The sequence below is a fragment of the Candidatus Laterigemmans baculatus genome (assembly GCF_010367455.1).
In the GTDB taxonomy this organism is placed as follows: domain Bacteria; phylum Planctomycetota; class Planctomycetia; order Pirellulales; family Pirellulaceae; genus Laterigemmans; species Laterigemmans baculatus.
This window is the reverse complement of the sequence record NZ_WRPR01000017.1, coordinates 15364-31345: the sequence shown is the minus strand read 5'-3', so window position 1 is coordinate 31345 and position 15982 is coordinate 15364. Positions and strand designations below refer to the sequence as shown.

General features: G+C 64.6%; 15 protein-coding genes. 4 read left to right on the top strand and 11 right to left on the bottom strand.

What is annotated here, in order from left to right; translation table 11 throughout:
• Nucleotides 1-52: 52 nt before the first annotated feature.
• Entirely contained in the window at nt 53-4774 is a 4722-nt protein-coding gene (locus tag GNK13_RS03690) for a tandem-95 repeat protein (RefSeq protein WP_164101088.1), read from the top strand.
• Nucleotides 4775-4781: 7 nt separating this feature from the next.
• The gene (locus tag GNK13_RS03685) at nt 4782-5228 is read left to right on the top strand and encodes a hypothetical protein (RefSeq protein ID WP_164101087.1); all 447 of its coding nucleotides are present in this window, start codon (nt 4782-4784) and stop codon (nt 5226-5228) included.
• A gap of 185 nt (nt 5229-5413) precedes the next feature.
• Here the strand turns inward: GNK13_RS03685 and GNK13_RS03680 are convergent, their stop codons facing one another.
• The 5 genes from GNK13_RS03680 to GNK13_RS03660 all read right to left on the bottom strand — a co-directional run bounded on the left by GNK13_RS03680 (nt 5414) and on the right by GNK13_RS03660 (nt 10160).
• On the bottom strand, nt 5414-6490 hold the full coding sequence (locus GNK13_RS03680; protein WP_164101086.1) for an EscU/YscU/HrcU family type III secretion system export apparatus switch protein: 1077 nt from the start codon (nt 6488-6490) through the stop codon (nt 5414-5416).
• A gap of 13 nt (nt 6491-6503) precedes the next feature.
• Nucleotides 6504-7280 carry a flagellar biosynthetic protein FliR gene (locus GNK13_RS03675; RefSeq protein ID WP_164101085.1) on the bottom strand — a complete coding sequence of 259 codons (777 nt, stop codon included), beginning with the start codon at nt 7278-7280 and terminating at the stop codon, nt 6504-6506.
• Nucleotides 7280-7546: a flagellar biosynthetic protein FliQ gene (locus tag GNK13_RS03670; RefSeq protein WP_164101084.1), complete on the bottom strand. Its 267-nt coding sequence runs from the start codon at nt 7544-7546 to the stop codon at nt 7280-7282. The genes GNK13_RS03675 and GNK13_RS03670 overlap by 1 nt, the downstream gene beginning before the upstream one ends.
• Nucleotides 7547-7702: 156 nt before the next feature.
• Nucleotides 7703-8710, bottom strand: coding sequence for a flagellar type III secretion system pore protein FliP (gene fliP / locus GNK13_RS03665; RefSeq protein WP_235934755.1), 1008 nt, complete (start codon nt 8708-8710; stop codon nt 7703-7705).
• A gap of 103 nt (nt 8711-8813) precedes the next feature.
• Entirely contained in the window at nt 8814-10160 is a 1347-nt protein-coding gene (locus GNK13_RS03660) for an NRAMP family divalent metal transporter (RefSeq protein WP_164101083.1), read from the bottom strand.
• A 93-nt stretch (nt 10161-10253) separates the two neighbouring features.
• On the opposite strand from GNK13_RS03660, the gene GNK13_RS03655 reads away from it, so the two are divergent.
• Together GNK13_RS03655 and GNK13_RS03650 are read left to right on the top strand one after the other, a co-directional pair.
• The gene (locus GNK13_RS03655; protein ID WP_235934754.1) at nt 10254-11015 is read left to right on the top strand and encodes a glucosamine-6-phosphate deaminase; all 762 of its coding nucleotides are present in this window, start codon (nt 10254-10256) and stop codon (nt 11013-11015) included.
• Entirely contained in the window at nt 11012-11971 is a 960-nt protein-coding gene (locus GNK13_RS03650) for an N-acetylglucosamine-6-phosphate deacetylase (protein ID WP_203328906.1), read from the top strand. Before GNK13_RS03655 ends, GNK13_RS03650 begins: the two co-directional genes overlap by 4 nt.
• A gap of 253 nt (nt 11972-12224) precedes the next feature.
• Here the strand turns inward: GNK13_RS03650 and GNK13_RS03645 are convergent, their stop codons facing one another.
• The 6 genes from GNK13_RS03645 to GNK13_RS03620 are packed head-to-tail and all read right to left on the bottom strand — an operon-like array spanning nt 12225 to nt 15890.
• Nucleotides 12225-12968 (bottom strand): FliO/MopB family protein, encoded by a 744-nt coding sequence (locus GNK13_RS03645; RefSeq protein WP_164101082.1) that lies wholly within the window; start codon nt 12966-12968, stop codon nt 12225-12227.
• An 18-nt stretch (nt 12969-12986) separates the two neighbouring features.
• Nucleotides 12987-13469, bottom strand: a complete 483-nt coding sequence (gene fliN, locus GNK13_RS03640; RefSeq protein ID WP_164101081.1) for a flagellar motor switch protein FliN — start codon at nt 13467-13469, stop codon at nt 12987-12989.
• A 43-nt stretch (nt 13470-13512) separates the two neighbouring features.
• Nucleotides 13513-14076 carry a dihydrolipoamide acetyltransferase gene (locus tag GNK13_RS03635; RefSeq protein WP_164101080.1) on the bottom strand — a complete coding sequence of 188 codons (564 nt, stop codon included), beginning with the start codon at nt 14074-14076 and terminating at the stop codon, nt 13513-13515.
• Between the two features lie 16 nt (nt 14077-14092).
• Complete coding sequence (locus tag GNK13_RS03630) at nt 14093-14851, bottom strand: OmpA/MotB family protein (protein WP_164101079.1); 759 nt, start codon at nt 14849-14851, stop codon at nt 14093-14095.
• Between the two features lie 54 nt (nt 14852-14905).
• Complete coding sequence (locus tag GNK13_RS03625) at nt 14906-15667, bottom strand: motility protein A (RefSeq protein WP_164101078.1); 762 nt, start codon at nt 15665-15667, stop codon at nt 14906-14908.
• A gap of 13 nt (nt 15668-15680) precedes the next feature.
• A complete protein-coding gene (locus GNK13_RS03620; RefSeq protein ID WP_164101077.1) occupies nt 15681-15890 on the bottom strand; it encodes a flagellar FlbD family protein in 210 nt (69 codons plus the stop codon).
• Nucleotides 15891-15982: the final 92 nt, after the last annotated feature.

Genomic DNA, 15982 nt, shown 5'->3' with positions numbered 1-15982 from the left:
ACACCACGCGCGTCTTAAACATTTCCCTCTGCACTACCGTTGAGCCCAGGCGATGAAGAATTTTTCGCGTCGATCCACTCGCAGCTCGGACAGCAGCCGTCGACCTCGTCCTGCCTCCACCAAGCGTCGGCTGCTGGGAGAGTTGCTCGAGCATCGTCAGCTGTTGGCAGGTGATGTCGTCGAGGTGATGCCGCACCACAACTACTGGGCTCCGACCGACGTCAACCAGGACGATCGGGTTTCGCCGCTCGACGCGCTGGCGGTGATCAACGATCTGAATCGCAACGGCGCCCGCTCGCTGACCGGCGGCGGCTTGGCTCCGAGCTCGTACGTCGACGTCAACAACGACGGCTTTGCGTCGCCGATCGACGCCCTCCGCGTCGTCAATGCGCTCAACAGCAACACGGCGGAGGCGGCGAACGAAGTCGTCGAGTTGCAAGTCGGACTGACCGATCTCAACGGCACCAGCTTGATTCCGAGCGGGTCGCGAACGGCGAATGTCGCCCCCGGCCAAGTCTTCAAAATCGAACTGCTCTACCGCGACCTGCGACCGGCGTTCGAAACGCCGCGGGGTGTGGCGACCGCCTACGTCGACTTCTTGGTGAGTCAGCCCGATGCGATCGAGCCGGTGCTGACCGAGACGGTGTACGCGGAGTTTTCGCTCAACATCTTCTCCGCGCAATCGGGCTCCTTGGTAATTGGATCCGAAGGAACGAGCACGACTCGGAGCATCACGGCCGCGCAGCTCCGCAACAATTCCATTTCGCAGACGCTCGCCGCGGTCAGCCAGGCGGTCCAGGACGTGACCGGTGCGGCGACGCCGCCGGACGTGAGCCATGAGATCATCCGCAACGACCAGAATGTCCCGGTCAGCCTGGAGGTGCGGATTCGCTTCCTGGGCGAAGAGTTCTACAACACCGACGTTCCGAATCTGACGGTGGACTCGTCGGGGCTGGTGACCGACAACGGCCCGGTCACGGTGGATCGCCGGATCATTCCCGCGGTGCTCGCCGACGGGTCGCTCAACGGTGCCGCGGTCGCCGAGAACCTGGATGTCTTCAGCCGCACCAACGGCGAAGCGGTTTATTCGGACTTCGTTCGCGGCGTCTACACTCCGGTGCCGGTAGCGGCCACCGAAGACGACCCTGCGTTGGAAGTCGGATTCAACGAAGTCGGCGGCACGACGCTGTCGACCGACGACATCGAGGACTACAGCGAGCCGTTTAGCGCCTTCAGCATCCTCGTGCGGGCCGTCGAACCGGCGACGGGCGTGGTGATCCAGGTCGATCCGCCGGACGGAGGCGACCAGGAACTGTCGATGGTGGCAGTCCCGGTGAAGGTTCCCAACAGCCAAATCCTGATCGACACTGACGACAGTGCCGCGATCGCCGGGGATGACCGTCCGGGTCTGGCGATCCTGAACGTCATCGAGAGCATCACCGCGGCCAACGACCAGTTGACGCTGCAGGAGGACGCTTCGGGATCGTTGAACGTCCTGACCAACGATGCCACGGTCACTGGAACGCTCTCGCTGGTCTCGGTCGGCACCCCGCAGAACGGTTCGGTCACGTTCAACAGCAACGGCAACGTGGTTTACACGCCGAACACGAACTACTTCGGCAGCGACTCGTTCACCTACGTGATTCGCAACACCTCCGGCGAAGAGGCGAGCGGGACGGTGACGGTGACGGTCAACGCGGTCAACGACAACCCGATTTTCGTCGCCGACTCGGTCCGCAACACGACCGAGGACACCCTCACGCCGCTGGCGATCCCCACCGCCCCGCTGCTCTCGAACGATTCGGTCGGACCGAACGAGACCGGCCAGACTCTGACCGTGACTGCCGTGGCGGCGACTTCGACCGCCGGCGGCACGGCGACGCTCGCCAACGGCACGATCAGCTACACGCCGCCGAGCAATTTCAACGGCACCGATCGAATCACCTACACGATCTCCGACGGTGCCGGGGGTACGACCACGGGCACGGTGACCGTCTCCGTGGCCGCAGTCAACGACCCGCCGCAGCTGGCCCTCTCGCCGCTGACCACCGCGGAAGACACCACGCTCTCGGTCGCCCAATCGGCAGTCCTCGGTGCCTCGCGCCCCGGCCCGATCACGGCGACCGACGAAGCCTCGCAGACGCTGCTGATCACCGCGGCCGGCACCGCCGGAGCGACCGCCCAGGGTGGCACCGTTTCGGTCGATGGCAGCGGGCGGATCAGCTACGAGCCGGCGGACGATTTCGTGGGCACCGACACCTTCCCGATCACGGTCACCGACAGCGGCGGAGCCACGGCCTCCGGAATGGTGACCGTCACGGTGACCCCGGTCAACGATGCTCCGATCGCTGAAGATGATCCCGATCTGGTCGTCGACGAATTGAGCGTCGACAACGTCCTGAACGTGCTCGCGAACGATTCGGCCGGCCCGGGCGAGGAGAGCGAGAACAGCGAGCTCCGCATCGTTACCTTGACGCCGGTCGGAAACATCAACGGCCAAGCTCGAATCAGCGACGACGGCCGCTCGATCCTGTACACCCCCAACGCCGGCAATCCGCCGTTCGTCGGGACCGTCACCCTCTCCTATGTGATCGCCGACGAGAACGGCACCGGACTCACCTCGGATCCCGCGACGGTGACCATCGAAGTCGTTCCCGTGATCCGTCCGCGAGCGATTGGTGACTCGGAAACGGTCGCCGAAGACAGCGGAACCAGCACCTTCACCATCACCGACAACGACTTGGCCAACGAAGGCGAGACGGTCGTCTTGGAGTCGGTCAGCAGCATCTCAGCCGCTCAAGGCACGCTGGTTCAGAATGGCAACTCGGTGGAGTTCACTCCGGCGGCGGACTTCAACGGCCAAGTGGTCTTCACCTATCGCATCTCCGACACCGGCACACCGCTGTCCGAGATCGATGAAGCGGACGAGATCGCCGCTTCGACCGGCACGGTGACCATCACGGTCACGCCGGTCAACGACGAGCCCGTCTTTGCTGGCGACCCAGTGGCCAACGCGGTCGAAGACACCGAACTGCAGATCGACGCTAGCGTGCTCGTGGCCAACGACGATCCGGGAGCGGCGAATGAAAGCGGCCAGACGCTGACGGTCACCGCCGTCAGCGGCACGACGGCCAAAGGCGGTACGGTGACGCTGAATGTCGAAGCCCAGACGATCACCTACAACCCGGCCGCGAACTACAATGCCCAGATCGACGGCCTCGATAGCTTCACCTACACGATCAGCGATGGCGCAGGCGGGACCACCGAGGGCACGCTCACGATCGACGTGGAAGCGGCCAACGACGTCCCGGTGCTCGACCTGAATCCGCTCTCGGTCGACGAGGACGACGTCCTGACGGTCTCGCCGGCAGCGATCCTCGGCGACTCCGCGCCCGGCCCGCAATCGGCTACCGACGAACTCGCTCAGCAAACGCTCTCGGTCACCTCGGTCGGAAATGCCTCGGGGCAGACGGCTCAGGGCGGCAGCGTCTCGATCAACGGCAGCGGCCAAATCGTCTACACGCCGGCCGACGATTTCTTCGGCACCGACACCTTCGCCATCACGGTCACCGATAGCGGTGGTCAGAGCACCGACGGTGTGGTGACGGTCGAAGTCGCTCCGGTGAACGATCCGCCGGAGTTCGGCAATCCGAACATCGTTGCTTACAACAACAGCACGATCACCTACTCGCAAAGCCAGCTGCTGGCCGCCTCGACGGTCGGTCCGGAGAACGAGCGATTTCTGCTCGGCCAGACCCTCTCGCTCGTCGGCGCAACGGCGACGGCGAACTCCAACGGGACGGTGGTCTTCAACGCCGCGACGAACTCCGTCACCTTCACGCCGAATCCCGACTACACCGGAGAGGCGGAATTCCAGATCACCATCTCCGACGGCGAGGCGACGGTCACCGGCACGGTGGAATTCGTCGTCGAAGAGTTCGAACCGAGCACCATCTCCGGTGCGGTCTTCTTCGACTACAACCAGAGCGTTTCAAACCCGGTCCGCAACGGCGTCCAGGATCCCGACGAGCCGGGTCTGCAGATGGCCAAGGTGCGGTTGGTCAGCAGCGCCAGTGCGAACGTAACCGGATCGGCGATCGATCTGACCATGGCGACTGATGCCGACGGCCATTACGAGTTCAACAACGTTCCGCCCGGCACCTATCGCGTGATCTTCGAAGTGCCCGATCTGGTGTACGACGGAGCCGACTTCCCCGGCACCGCGGGCGATGCGGACACGGTCCAGAACCAGTTCACGATCGTGATCGAAGAGCCGGGCGGAATCGACGCCAGCGGCTACAACTTCACGCTCTACGGAACCAACGGCCGGGCGGGCAACGCGCTCGACATGCTGGTCTCCAGCTACATCCAGAGCAATCCGAACCCGGACTTCTTCGTCGCCAACTCGAGCTCATCCAGGTCTGGCCTGCAAGGAGCGACCGCCGTCATCGACGCTTCGGGCCGGACCGAATGGTTTAAAGCGGGAGCGGGCTTCGAAGGCATTCGCTACGGCGAAGTCAACATCAATGCCGCGGCCAACACCGCTGCTTTGACCGTCGTGCTCCTCGATGGCACCGTCCTGACCGGCTGGATTCCAAGCGACCAGTTCCTCTTCATGCGGGACAAGTCGGGCCATACGGTCGTGCAAATCTTCGGCGGCTTGGAAGACTTCGACCTGGTGGCCGATGGAACGCTCGACGTCGGCGATGCCGGCCTGCTGAGCTACCAGTCGGCGGTCGACGAATTGTTGAGCCAGTCCGACAGCGTGATCTGACGCCCCGGTGTCGCATTCGATTCGCCTGCGAGCCGGTTGGACCCGCCAAACCGGCTCGCAGCAACGGGGCTCGCAGCAGACGGGCTCGCAGCAGACGGCCGTCGGGCTTCCCGATCTGCCTTCGGACGACCGGGAAACCTTCCCCGGTGCAAACGCCTCCGACGCGGGCCTGGTCCGCTACCTCCGCCCCTTCAATTGCCCCACGGGCCTGGGGGATGGCGACGGCCGCGTCCCGGTCGATCTGGTCATCGAGAGCTGGAGCGGCAGGCTTGTGGCGCGGCTCGACGGCGCGCCGCTCTGCGATTCCCTGCCTTCGGACGCAGCACCGCTGCGAGTGGCCGTCAGCGAGCGGCTCCATGGGCATCACCTCCTGGAGCTTGAGCTCACGCCGCGCGAGGGCGAGAGCTCTGGATGCCGGTTGACTGGCATCGTGACGCTCGAGATCCACGACTGAGCCCAAATAGTCGCCTTTCGCTCCGCGAAAGTAGCGCAGAGAGTCGCCTTTCGCTCCGCGAAAGTTGCGCAGAGAGTCGCCTTTCGCTCCGCGAAAGTTGCGCAGCCACGACGCTTCTTTCGCGGAGCGAAAGGCGACTATGGCGGAACAAAAGGCGACTCTGGCGGAGCGAAAGGCGACTCTGGCTAGGCCACCTTTGGCATCTTGCGGCCTTGCAGCTGGTAGACGTACTTGAGGACCTCGGCCACCGCCTTGTACTGCTCGACCGGAACGCTGCCCCCGACATCGACGGTCTTATAGAGGATCTGAGCGAGCGGCTTGCGTTCGACGATGGGGATTTCGTGCTCCAGCGCCAGGCGGCGAATCCGCTGAGCGATCACCCCCGCCCCCTTGGCCACGACGACCGGAGCGGCCATCGTTTCGGGATCGTAGCGGATCGCGATCGCCAGTTCCGTGGGGTTTGTCACCACGACGTCGGCTTTGGGAACTTCGCCGCCGAGCCGCTGCATCGCCATCTGTCGCTGGACCTGACGGCGACGGGCGATCATCTGCGGATCCCCCTGGCTCTCTTTCATCTCTTCGCGAACTTCCTGGTCGGTCATCCGCATGTCCTGTTCGAACTTCCACCACTGAAAGCCGAATTCGAACAGAGCCAGCACGAACAGCGCTCCGCCGATCCACATCCCGGTCTCCATGCAGCAGCGGAAGATCAGCGAGGCGACTTCGGGGATCGCGACGTAACTCATTCCCAGCACGGCAGCTTGCCAGCGGAGCACGACCGCGTAGGCCACCGCCAAGACGACCGCGATCTTGAACAGACCGAAGCCAAGCCGCGCCAGACCGCTGACGGAGAAGAGGCGCTTGAGCCCGCTGGCCGGATTGATGTGGCTGAACTTCGGCATCAACTTGGCCGTCGCCACCAAAGGGCCGGTTTGCAGGACGTTCGAGAGGATTCCGGCGACGAACATCACGAGCAGGATCGGAGCGGCCAAGGAGGCGGTCTCGAGGGCCATGCGGGCGAGGCGGTGCGAAGCGTCTTGCGGGGTGAACGGCTGCGGCGAAGCATCTCCCAGCGCATCGACGACGATCCGCGCCAGCCCTTCAGCGAGCAGCGGACCGCGCCACCACAGCACCCCGACCGAGGCGAGCAGGAGCATCGCCGAGGCCAAGTCCTGGCTGCGGACCACTTGCCCTTCTTCCCGCGCCTTGCGGCGCCGCTGCTCGCTCGCTGGATGTTTCTTTTCGCCCGCCGACTCCGCCATGCTCTCGTCTCCCCTACCAAACCTTCTGCAGTCGCTCGAAGAGGAGCATCAGTTCGTCTCGGAAAAGCCATCCGGCGGTGCTGATCGCCGTCGCCGAGACGACCAGGAACGCTAGGGCGTTGATGCTCAATCCGATCACCAGCACGTTCAACTGGGGCAGCGTGCGGCTGATCAGGCCCGTGATCAGGTTGGTCAGCAGCAGCGAGGCGACGATCGGCGCGCTGGCGCGAATCCCCGCCGACATCCCGGAACTCAGTTCGTAGACGACCAGCTCGAGCATCCCGATCTCAAACCGGACCTCTCCGGGCGGCATCGCCACGAAGCTGTCCATCAGCGCTTCGATCATCATTCGATGGCCACCGGCGGTGATCATCACGGCCGTGACCAGCAACCCGATCAGCCGGGCGAGCGTGGGGACGCTGGAGCGGATTTCCGGGTCCTGCGATTCCCCCAGCTGCATCCCACCGCTGTTGGTCGCCACCTCGCCAGCCAACTGCATCCCGGTCACGAGCAAGCGGACCACCAGCCCGATCAGCATCCCGATGCCCGCCTCGCGAATCACGCAGATCGTCAACTTCAGCAAACTGTCGACCGGGAGCGTGTAGCGAGGCTCGATCAGCGGCATCAGGATCAGCGCCAGGGCGATCGCGAGGACCGCCCGGACCCGCATCGGCACTCCGCTGCCGACCGCAGGCATCGCCAGCAGCATCACGCCGAGCCGGGTCAGGACCAGCAAAAACAGGATCAGCGGTCCGCCAAAGTAATTCGCCAGTGCGTCGACCGTTGCCATCAGTGGACCAGGGCAGCGTTCTCGAACGCCAGCCGGGTCAGCTCGAGCATCCGCTCGATCAACCACGGCAGGCAGGCGATCAGTGCCGCGGCCATCGCCAGGATCTTGGGCACGAACGACACCGTCTGGTCCTGGACCTGCGTTAACGCCTGCAGCAGCCCGATGACCAAGCCCGCGATCATCCCCACCAGCAACACCGGGGCCCCGATGATCACTGCACCGATCAGCGTTTCACGAACCAAATCGACTGCGACGCTCGTTTCCATCCGCTCCCTCGGTTGACCTTTCCGTATATCCCCTGAGCCGCAGGCGCTAGCCTCGGGCCCCTGAGCCGCAGGCGCTAGCCTCGGGCCCAATCCGGTCCGCCGTTCGGCAGCGCGACCGAACCCGCGGCTAGCGCCGTCGGCTCAAAAATACGCAAACTATGACAGCGGGAGCGTGCCAAAACTGGTCAGCAACATCTCCACGACCAACCGCCAGCCGTCGACCAGCACGAACAACAGCAACTTGAACGGCAGCGAAATCACTGCCGGCGGCAACATCAACATCCCCATCGAGATCGTCACGCTGGCAACCACCAAGTCGACGATCAAGAACGGCAAATAGATCTGAAAGCCCATTAGAAAGGCGGTCTTCAGCTCGCTCAGCATGTAGGCCGGCAGGAGCACGCGGATCGGCACGTCGCCGTAGGTCTCCGGAAGCGGCTCGTCGGGATTCGCGTAGCGGGAGAACAGGTGGATGTCGTCGTGGTTCTCCGCCGCTTCGATTTGCCGAGCCATGAACTGCCGGATCGGCAACGTCCCCGCCTCCCACGCCTCCTCGGTCGACATCTCGACCTCGGGATTCGTGTAGGGCTCGATCGCGTCGGTGTAGACCTGGTTCCAGACCGGCGTCATCACGAACAGGGTCATGAACAGCGCGATGCTGGTCATCACTTGGCTCGGCGGCAACGACTGCAGCCCGAGCGCTTGGCGGAGCAAACCGAGGACGACGATGATCCGCACGTAACAGGTCGTCATCAACAGCACCGCCGGAGCCATGCTCAGCACGGTCAACAGCAGGACGATCTGCAGCGATCCTGAAAGCCCCTCCGGGCTGGTCCACCGCTCGGGACCGCCGAGGGCGAACTCGAACGCCGGGTCGATGCTCCCTTCACCCGCTGGCCCCCCGACCGAGAGCGGCGTGGGGAGCAGGATTTGCGCCCCGGCTCCCGAAGCGTTTTGCCCCGATCCCGCCAGCCCCGATCCCGCCAGCCCCGATCCAGTTAAACCCGAATCGCTTCGCTGCGGCTCGCCCAGCACCGCTTCGACCGACAGCTCGGGGTCGAGCAAGCGGCTCGCCTCTGTCGTCGACTGCGCGACGGCGAGCGACGGCGCTGCGATCGCAGCGGCCAACAGCCCTATCGCGCTGCACAACAGCTTTCGGAACATCCGCGAACATCCTTTCCCGCGGCCGTGGAACCCTTTTGGTTCCACGAGAATACGCGTCGGACCGATCGCGGCGAAAGCCCGATTCTCGGAGCCAGCGGGGCTCTCAGCTGCTGAACCGCTCGATCAACTGCATTGCGGTGCGGATCGCCATTCCGACGACGACCAGCAATCCGATCCAGCACATCGGCGTGACCCACATCGGCACCCGCAACTCCTTCGTCTGGGGCAGCGAGTGCAGCTGCCAGACGAGCACGCCGGCCAGCACCGGCAGGGCGAAGACGGTCAGCGCCTGGGCGACGATGATGAAGCTGACCAGATCGACGCCGGTCAGGATCGCTGCCGAAGCGACCATCCAGCCGAAGAGCAACGCGGCGACCGTCCAAATCCGCACGCCGGTGGAGTTCATCGCTGTCCCGGTACCGATGCTGTCGGAGAAAATCACGCCTCCGACCATCGCGTTGACGACGAACGAGCTGACCGCTCCGGCCATGATCCCGACCGAGAATACGATCCGGGCCCAGGAACCGAACAGCGGCTCGAGCGCTCGTGCCACCGCCGCCGCGTCGGTCAACTCGGAGACCGGAATCTTCCCAAACAGAGCCGCCGCGGCGGTGACCAGGATCATCATCGTGACGACCGTCAGCGTCCCGATCCCAATCGCCGAGTCGGTGATCCCCAGCCGCAGATCGCGGCCCGTCCAGCCCTTTTCGCGGACCTGGTACGACTGGTAGTAAGCCGCAGCCACCGAGAAAGTCGTCGCGATCAGGGCTCCGACGGCGAGCCAGGCCAAACCTTCACCGCCCGTGCTCTCGGCTACCTTGGGGACCAACCCTCCACCGATCCCCGAGAGGGTCGGCTTGGCGGCGACCAAGTTGATCGCGAACGCCAAAACCATCATCCCGACCAACACCGCCATCGCCCGCTCGACGTTGCGATACAGATCGCGGCGGCCCGCCATCAATAGGCCGATCACCAGCAGATTGACAACCAGCAGCGAGAGGCAGCGGAGCAATTGGCTGCCGAGCGTCGGCGTCTCGCCGGCGACCCCGAACCCAAAACCCTCCAGGGCCATCAGCAGTGCATTGTTGTTGGAGGCTTGGAACAGCGTCACCGCGATCATCACCATCCCGCCAACCACGACGGCCGCCAGCCGCCCAAACCGCTCGGCAACCGCCTGCGTCGGAGTCACACGACCGAGCACTCCGATCGCCATCGAAGCGATCGTCATCGAGACCATCAGCAAGCCGGCGACCGGGACGACCCACAGCAACTGGTAGCCGTACTGGGTGCCGATCCGGCTGGCTCCGACGATACTCCCCGGCCCGAGCACCACGGCAGCCACGACCACGGCCGGTCCGATGCGGAGCAGGCTGCTGAGAAAACCGCCTGATTTCGCATCCGCAGCGGTGGGAGCGGTCGTGCCGGGTGGCGTGTCGGGAGCGTCTTCCACTGTTTTGGGGTCCCCGGTTGGCGAATTGAGAGAATTTTCAGATAGTTTCACTGTAGAAATGACCGTCCCAAATTATCAGCGTAGGTAGAGCGAATGCGAACGATTTTAGCGTCTGATCCCAAAGCCATGGGCAGCTGGGCCGCCCGCCATGCGGCCGCCGACCTTTGCGCAGCGATCGAAGCCCGCGGCGAGGCGTTCTTGATCGTCGCGACCGGGGCCTCACAGTTCGAGGTCTTGGATGCTCTGGTGAAACATAGCGAAATCGATTGGTCGAAAGTTACCGGGTTCCATTTAGACGAATACGTCGGGATCTCGGACGACCACCCGGCGAGTTTCTGCAAGTACTTGCGTGAGCGGTTCGTCGAAAAAGTCCCCTTGGCCGACTTCCACTATCTCCGCGGCGACCAAGACCCTCAGGCTACAATCGATCGCGTTGGGCCAAAAGTGGCCGCCGTCACGGTCGACGTGGCTCTGATCGGGATCGGCGAGAACGGGCACCTCGCTTTCAACGATCCGCCGGCCGACTTCGAAACCGAACAGCCCTACTTGATCGTCAACCTCGACGAAGCCTGCCGCCAGCAGCAAGTCGGCGAAGGCTGGTTCGGCTCGCTCGACGAAGTCCCCAAGCAAGCGATCAGCATGTCGGTGCGGCAGATCCTCCGCTCCCGCTCGATCTACTGCAGCGTTCCCGACGAGCGGAAGAGCGAAGCGGTCCGCAACACGCTCGAAGGTCCGGTGACCCCCGAGGTCCCGGCCAGCATCCTGCAAACCCACTCGGGCACCTGCCTGGTGATCGACGAAGCGGCCGCCTCGAAGCTGAGCCCGGGAACCCGCCAAAAGACCGAAGCGGCATGAGCACTTCGCAACTCCAGACTCCGCCGATCTCCGGCCAGGACGACGGCACGCTGCCGGTCGACCTGCAGGTCAACGGCTACGCGGGAATCGACTTCAACGCCGATAGCCTCACGCTCGAAGAAGTCCACGCGGTCTGCCGCCAGCTCGAGAGCGACGGCGTCGGCGCGATCCTGGCGACCGTGATCACCGACCAGCTGCCCCAGATGTCCGCGCGGCTGGCGAAGCTGGCCGGCTGGATCGATAGCGACCCGCTGGTTGCCGCGATGATCGCCGGATTGCACATCGAAGGGCCGTTCATCAGCCCGGTCGAGGGCTACGTTGGAGCCCATCCGGCCGACGCCGTGCGGCGAGCCGAAATGGGCGCCGTCGAGCAGCTGCTCGAAGCGGCCGGCGGGCACGCGCGGCTCGTGACGCTGGCCCCCGAGATGGATGACGACGCCCGCGTCACCGCCGAACTGCGGAGCCGCGGGATCACCGTCGCCGCCGGACACAGCAACGCTTCGCTCGACCAGTTGCGGCGGGCGATCGATGCCGGATTGCAGCTGTTCACCCACCTCGGCAACGGCTGCCCCGGACTGCTCCATCGGCACGACAACATCATCCAACGCGTGCTGAGCCTCTCCGAGCAGCTCTACGTCTCGTTCATCGCCGACGGGCACCACATCCCCGCCCCGGCGCTTTCGAACTACCTGCGGCGGGTCCCCGACGAGCACATCATCATCGTCAGCGATGCGATGCTTGCCGCCGGACTCGGACCGGGCCGCTTCCAGTTCGCCAACCAAACGGTGGAAGTCGACGAGGCAGGGGCCGCTTGGTCCGCCGATCGGACGCACTTTGCCGGCTCGGCCGCAACGCTCAAGCGGATGCGGGAAGTGCTGCAAACCCAGCTTGGAATCGGCTCCGAAGCGTTCGATCGCTGGACGATCACCAACCCCCGCCGCCTGCTCGGTAGCTGAGAACGAGGGGCAGTCCCGGAGGGACGATAGAGAATAGCCCAGGGCGCAAGCCCTGGGTTGTGAGGCCAAATTACGTCCCCCACAGCCCCAGCGGGGCGACACAATTGCGGCGTGGGTGTCTGTGTCGCCCCGCTGGGGCTGTGGGGGGATTTGTGGGGCCACGTTAACCAGGGGCTCGCGCCCCTGGCTATTGTATGCCGCCGCTCCGCGGCTGGTGCGCGCGAGACAGGTCAGGCTCGATAGCCTGACGTACTTACGCTCGCAGGAAGAGGTTCCCGGATCGGGCGGGCGGGGCGTCGTCGACGAATCCCGGTGCGACTCGCTGCCGCTCCAGCTCGTCGAGCGTCGATCGGAAGGCGGCCTGCGAGCCGGTTCCGCGGCACTGGGCGATCAACTGCCCCGCTTCGTCGGGATCGTCGATCTGCGCCAAGCGATGGATGCCAGAGGGCGAAGTACCGACGACCAGCGCTTGCGACCCGACGCGGACGACCAGCAGTCGTTGGCGCGGTCCAATCGCAGTCTGTCCGATGACCTCGAAAGCTTCCCGCGGCAGCCCGCGGAGATGCACGCCGCCGCCGCGGCGGGCGAGGACGACCAGGACCGCAAACAACCCCAGCGTGACCGCCAGTCCGCCGGTGATCTTGGCAACTGGTCCGCCCCACCATCCCTCGCTGGCCGCCGGCCGCTCGCCGCCACGCTCGCTCCGCTTGAGCGGGACCGAGAGCGAATCGAAACCCGTACCGGGGATTTCGCTCGACTCCCTCCCCTGCTCCGCGGCGAGCTCCGCGGCCACGTCCACGCTCGGCTCCGCAACAGGTTCCGCGCTCGACCCGCCGGTCGGCGCCAGCGCGACGCCGGTCGGTCGCACCAGCTGGTCCTGGGCTCTGAAGTGGTCTTGGGCTCTGAACTGGCCTTGGGCCCTGAGCGGCTGAGGAGCGAGCGACTGGGAGCCGAGCAGCGCGGCGAGAGCGAGGCAGAGGGTGGCGATCCATCGCATAGCAGCGGACTCCGGGGCCTAAACGAGCGAGCCGGCCAGCTCGGTGACGCGGACGCAGAAGTTGTCGTTCATCACGAGGACTTCGCCGCGGGCGACGAGCCGACCGTTGACGAAAATGTCGACCGGATCGCCGGCGAGTTTATCGAGCACCACAACCGAACCGCCGCGCAGCTCCAGCACGTCCTCGAGCCGCATCATCGTCCGACCCAGTTCGATTCGCAGATCGAGTTCGACGTCGCCGAGCAGATCGAGCGATTGGCCGGGGCCGTTGATTTCCCCCGGCTCGAGTTCCCCCAGTTCGAAAGCCGTGGGCGGAGCCGAGCCCGCACCCTGCGAAGCCCCTCCACCTTGCGAACCGCCGGCCGCCTCGGCAATCCCGCTCTCGGCCTGCTGCAGCAGCGATTCGATGCTGTCTTTGTCGAGCCCTTCAGCCCTCGCCCGCTCGGCACCGCCCGCGGTGGGGCCGCTGCTGGCGTCCTGCGGATCCTGTTCGTCGCTCATCGCGGGTTCCCTCCGTGGCGAGGCGATCACCGTGGCGAGGCGATCACTCCTGGAAGACTTGGTAATCGTTAAAACCGACCGACAGCAGGAGATCGTCCTCGAGCAAATGGTTACATGTCGTCAAAATGCGACGCTGAAGCAATCCCAGTTGATTCTCTTCGAGCTCGCTCAGCTCGCTGTTGCGAACCTTCATCCGGATCGCATGGCGGAGCCGACCGGCTTTGGCGTCGAATTCGGTCGTCAGTTTTTCGACGTCCTTCTGCTTCACCAGCCCGAACAGGCGAAATTCGACGCGGTAGCGGTTGTCGGCATCGATCGGGCTGAAGGTTTCACCGAACGAGCCAAGGTCGAATTCCTGGACCTGGTTTTCTTCGCTTTCCTGTTCGGCCGCGTCTTGCTCGCCAGCCTGAACGCGTTGGACCAAGCGAGCTTCGGCCAAGGCGGCGACCTCTTCTCCGCTCGGGACGAGGAAGAAGAACAGCGCGGTCTCGATCACCATCAACGTCGAGATGAAGCCGACCATCACGTACTTGCCAGCGCCAGCCGGTTTGGAAGCCGCTTCCTCGGCCGCGGCCGAATCGGTGTCGGGCTTGGGTTTCTCAGCCATCGGTGCTCTCCTTGAGTTAGCGGTTGGCGGACGGATTTCGGTCGCGATTTGGCACCGCGTCTTGCAGATCGGCGCTGGTCTCATCGAGCAAGAAGACTTCGACCCGTGAATTCTTGCTCGCTTTTTCCGGATCGCCTTCCCGGAACATCGGTTCGTGATCGCCAGCGGTGGATAACCGGAAGCGGTGCGGCTCGATCTGCTGCTCTTCGACCAGGTACCGCATCACCGCTCCGCACCGCGCGTAGGCCATGTCCATCGGGTCGGTGACGTGCAAGGCTCGGGCGGCGACCTCCGGGGTCGTGTGCCCGCGGACTTCGATCTTTTGCGGCTTGCCCCGGAGCCGTTCGGCCAGAGCGGCCAGAGCCCGGGTGGCGGCCGGGTCGAGTTCGGTCGCTCCGGCATCGAAGAACACCACCGTACCGACCGCGGTCTGCCGCCCGGGGCGGATGATCCGCACGTGCTGCTCTTCGCCGTGGGGCGCTTTCTCGGGTACGCCGCCGCTGGCCAGGTCCTTCTGCTTGGCGCGCCCGACGGTCGCCATCACCTGAAACTCGGTCGCCCGCGGACGCGAATCGCCCGGAGCCAAACTCTGCTGGGAATTCGCATACCCAAACTGCCGCCGCATCGACTCGACCAGCGCCTGGTACTGCTCCTCTTCTTTGATCTCGCTGAGCGAGACCAGCATGATGAAGAACGTCAGCAGCAACGACATCATGTCGCCAAACGTGACCACCCACTCGGGGATCAGAATCGGTTCGTCTTCTTGCGGTTCCATGGCTCAGCGGTTCCTGCGACTTACTCGCTCTTGCGACTTACTCGCTCTTGCGACTTACTCGCTCTTGCGACTTCGGGGCGGGATGAAAGTCTGCAGCTTTTGGTCGATCGCCCGAGGGCTCTCTCCCGACTGGATGGCCAGCACGCCGCGGATGGCGATCTCCATCCCGACCATCTCCTGACGGCTGAGCAGGCCCAGTTTTTCCGCGAACGGCGAGAAGAACACGTTGGCCATGATCGCTCCGTAGAGCGTCGTGATCAGAGCCACCGCCATCCCGGCCCCGATGCTCGAGGGATCCGACATGTTGCTGAGCATCATGATCAAGCCCATCAGCGTCCCGATCATCCCGTAGGCCGGAGCGAACCGCGCCAGCTGGTCCATGATGCTCTTGCCTTCGCGGTGCCGGGTGGCGATCGCGTTGACTTCGGTCCGCAGCACTTCCTCGACCACTTCGGGCGTGCTCCCGTCGACCGCCATCTGAATTCCGGTGCGGACCAGCGGATTGGAGATCTCGGCGACCTTCCCTTCGAGCGCCAGCAGCCCATCGCGGCGAGCCGTCTCGGCCAGCGCGACCAGATCGGCGACCAAGCTGGCAAGATCCTCGTCCTTGTTGAGGAAGACTTTGATCGCGACCTTCGGCGCCCCCAGGATCGAACGCAGCGGAAAGCAGATCAGGGCCGCGGCGATCGCGCCGCCGACGACCACCAGCAGCGACGGCACGTCGACGAACGCCGACAGCGGCGAAGTGCCGATGAGGATCGAACCGATAATCAATCCGATGGCCAGGATCAATCCGACCAGGCTGGCGATATCCATGTTTGTCTCTCTTCTAGCCCGCGAGTCCCGCCGGACGCGGCAGCAGATGCTTCTGTTGCTGGTAGCCCACCGCCAGCTCGACCACGCGATCCATCGTCTCACTGACCACCAAGCGATCGCCGGTCGTCAACGTGATGAACGTGTCGGGACGCCGTTCGACGTACCGAATCAATTCGGCGTTGAGCACAAACGGCTCGCCGTCGAGTCGGGTCAACTTGATCATCAGGAAACTCACCGGGTGCGTGGAGCAAGCGAAATCGATTCGCTCACGCAACCCTAGGTCATGATGTCGGACCGCGACGGCTGAGGCAGAAA

Excerpts from the sequence above, each read along its gene's own strand:
- GNK13_RS03690 (WP_164101088.1), top strand. The coding sequence starts at position 53 with ATGAAGAATTTTTCGCGTCGATCCACTCGCAGCTCGGACAGCAGCCGT.
- GNK13_RS03680 (WP_164101086.1), bottom strand. The coding sequence starts at position 6,490 with ATGGCGGAGTCGGCGGGCGAAAAGAAACATCCAGCGAGCGAGCAGCGG.
- GNK13_RS03675 (WP_164101085.1), bottom strand. The coding sequence starts at position 7,280 with ATGGCAACGGTCGACGCACTGGCGAATTACTTTGGCGGACCGCTGATC.
- GNK13_RS03670 (WP_164101084.1), bottom strand. The coding sequence starts at position 7,546 with ATGGAAACGAGCGTCGCAGTCGATTTGGTTCGTGAAACGCTGATCGGT.
- fliP (WP_235934755.1), bottom strand. The coding sequence starts at position 8,710 with ATGTTCCGAAAGCTGTTGTGCAGCGCGATAGGGCTGTTGGCCGCTGCG.
- GNK13_RS03655 (WP_235934754.1), top strand. The coding sequence starts at position 10,254 with ATGCGAACGATTTTAGCGTCTGATCCCAAAGCCATGGGCAGCTGGGCC.
- GNK13_RS03650 (WP_203328906.1), top strand. The coding sequence starts at position 11,012 with ATGAGCACTTCGCAACTCCAGACTCCGCCGATCTCCGGCCAGGACGAC.
- GNK13_RS03645 (WP_164101082.1), bottom strand. The coding sequence starts at position 12,968 with ATGCGATGGATCGCCACCCTCTGCCTCGCTCTCGCCGCGCTGCTCGGC.
- fliN (WP_164101081.1), bottom strand. The coding sequence starts at position 13,469 with ATGAGCGACGAACAGGATCCGCAGGACGCCAGCAGCGGCCCCACCGCG.
- GNK13_RS03635 (WP_164101080.1), bottom strand. The coding sequence starts at position 14,076 with ATGGCTGAGAAACCCAAGCCCGACACCGATTCGGCCGCGGCCGAGGAA.
- GNK13_RS03630 (WP_164101079.1), bottom strand. The coding sequence starts at position 14,851 with ATGGAACCGCAAGAAGACGAACCGATTCTGATCCCCGAGTGGGTGGTC.
- GNK13_RS03625 (WP_164101078.1), bottom strand. The coding sequence starts at position 15,667 with ATGGATATCGCCAGCCTGGTCGGATTGATCCTGGCCATCGGATTGATT.
- GNK13_RS03620 (WP_164101077.1), bottom strand. The coding sequence starts at position 15,890 with ATGATCAAGTTGACCCGACTCGACGGCGAGCCGTTTGTGCTCAACGCC.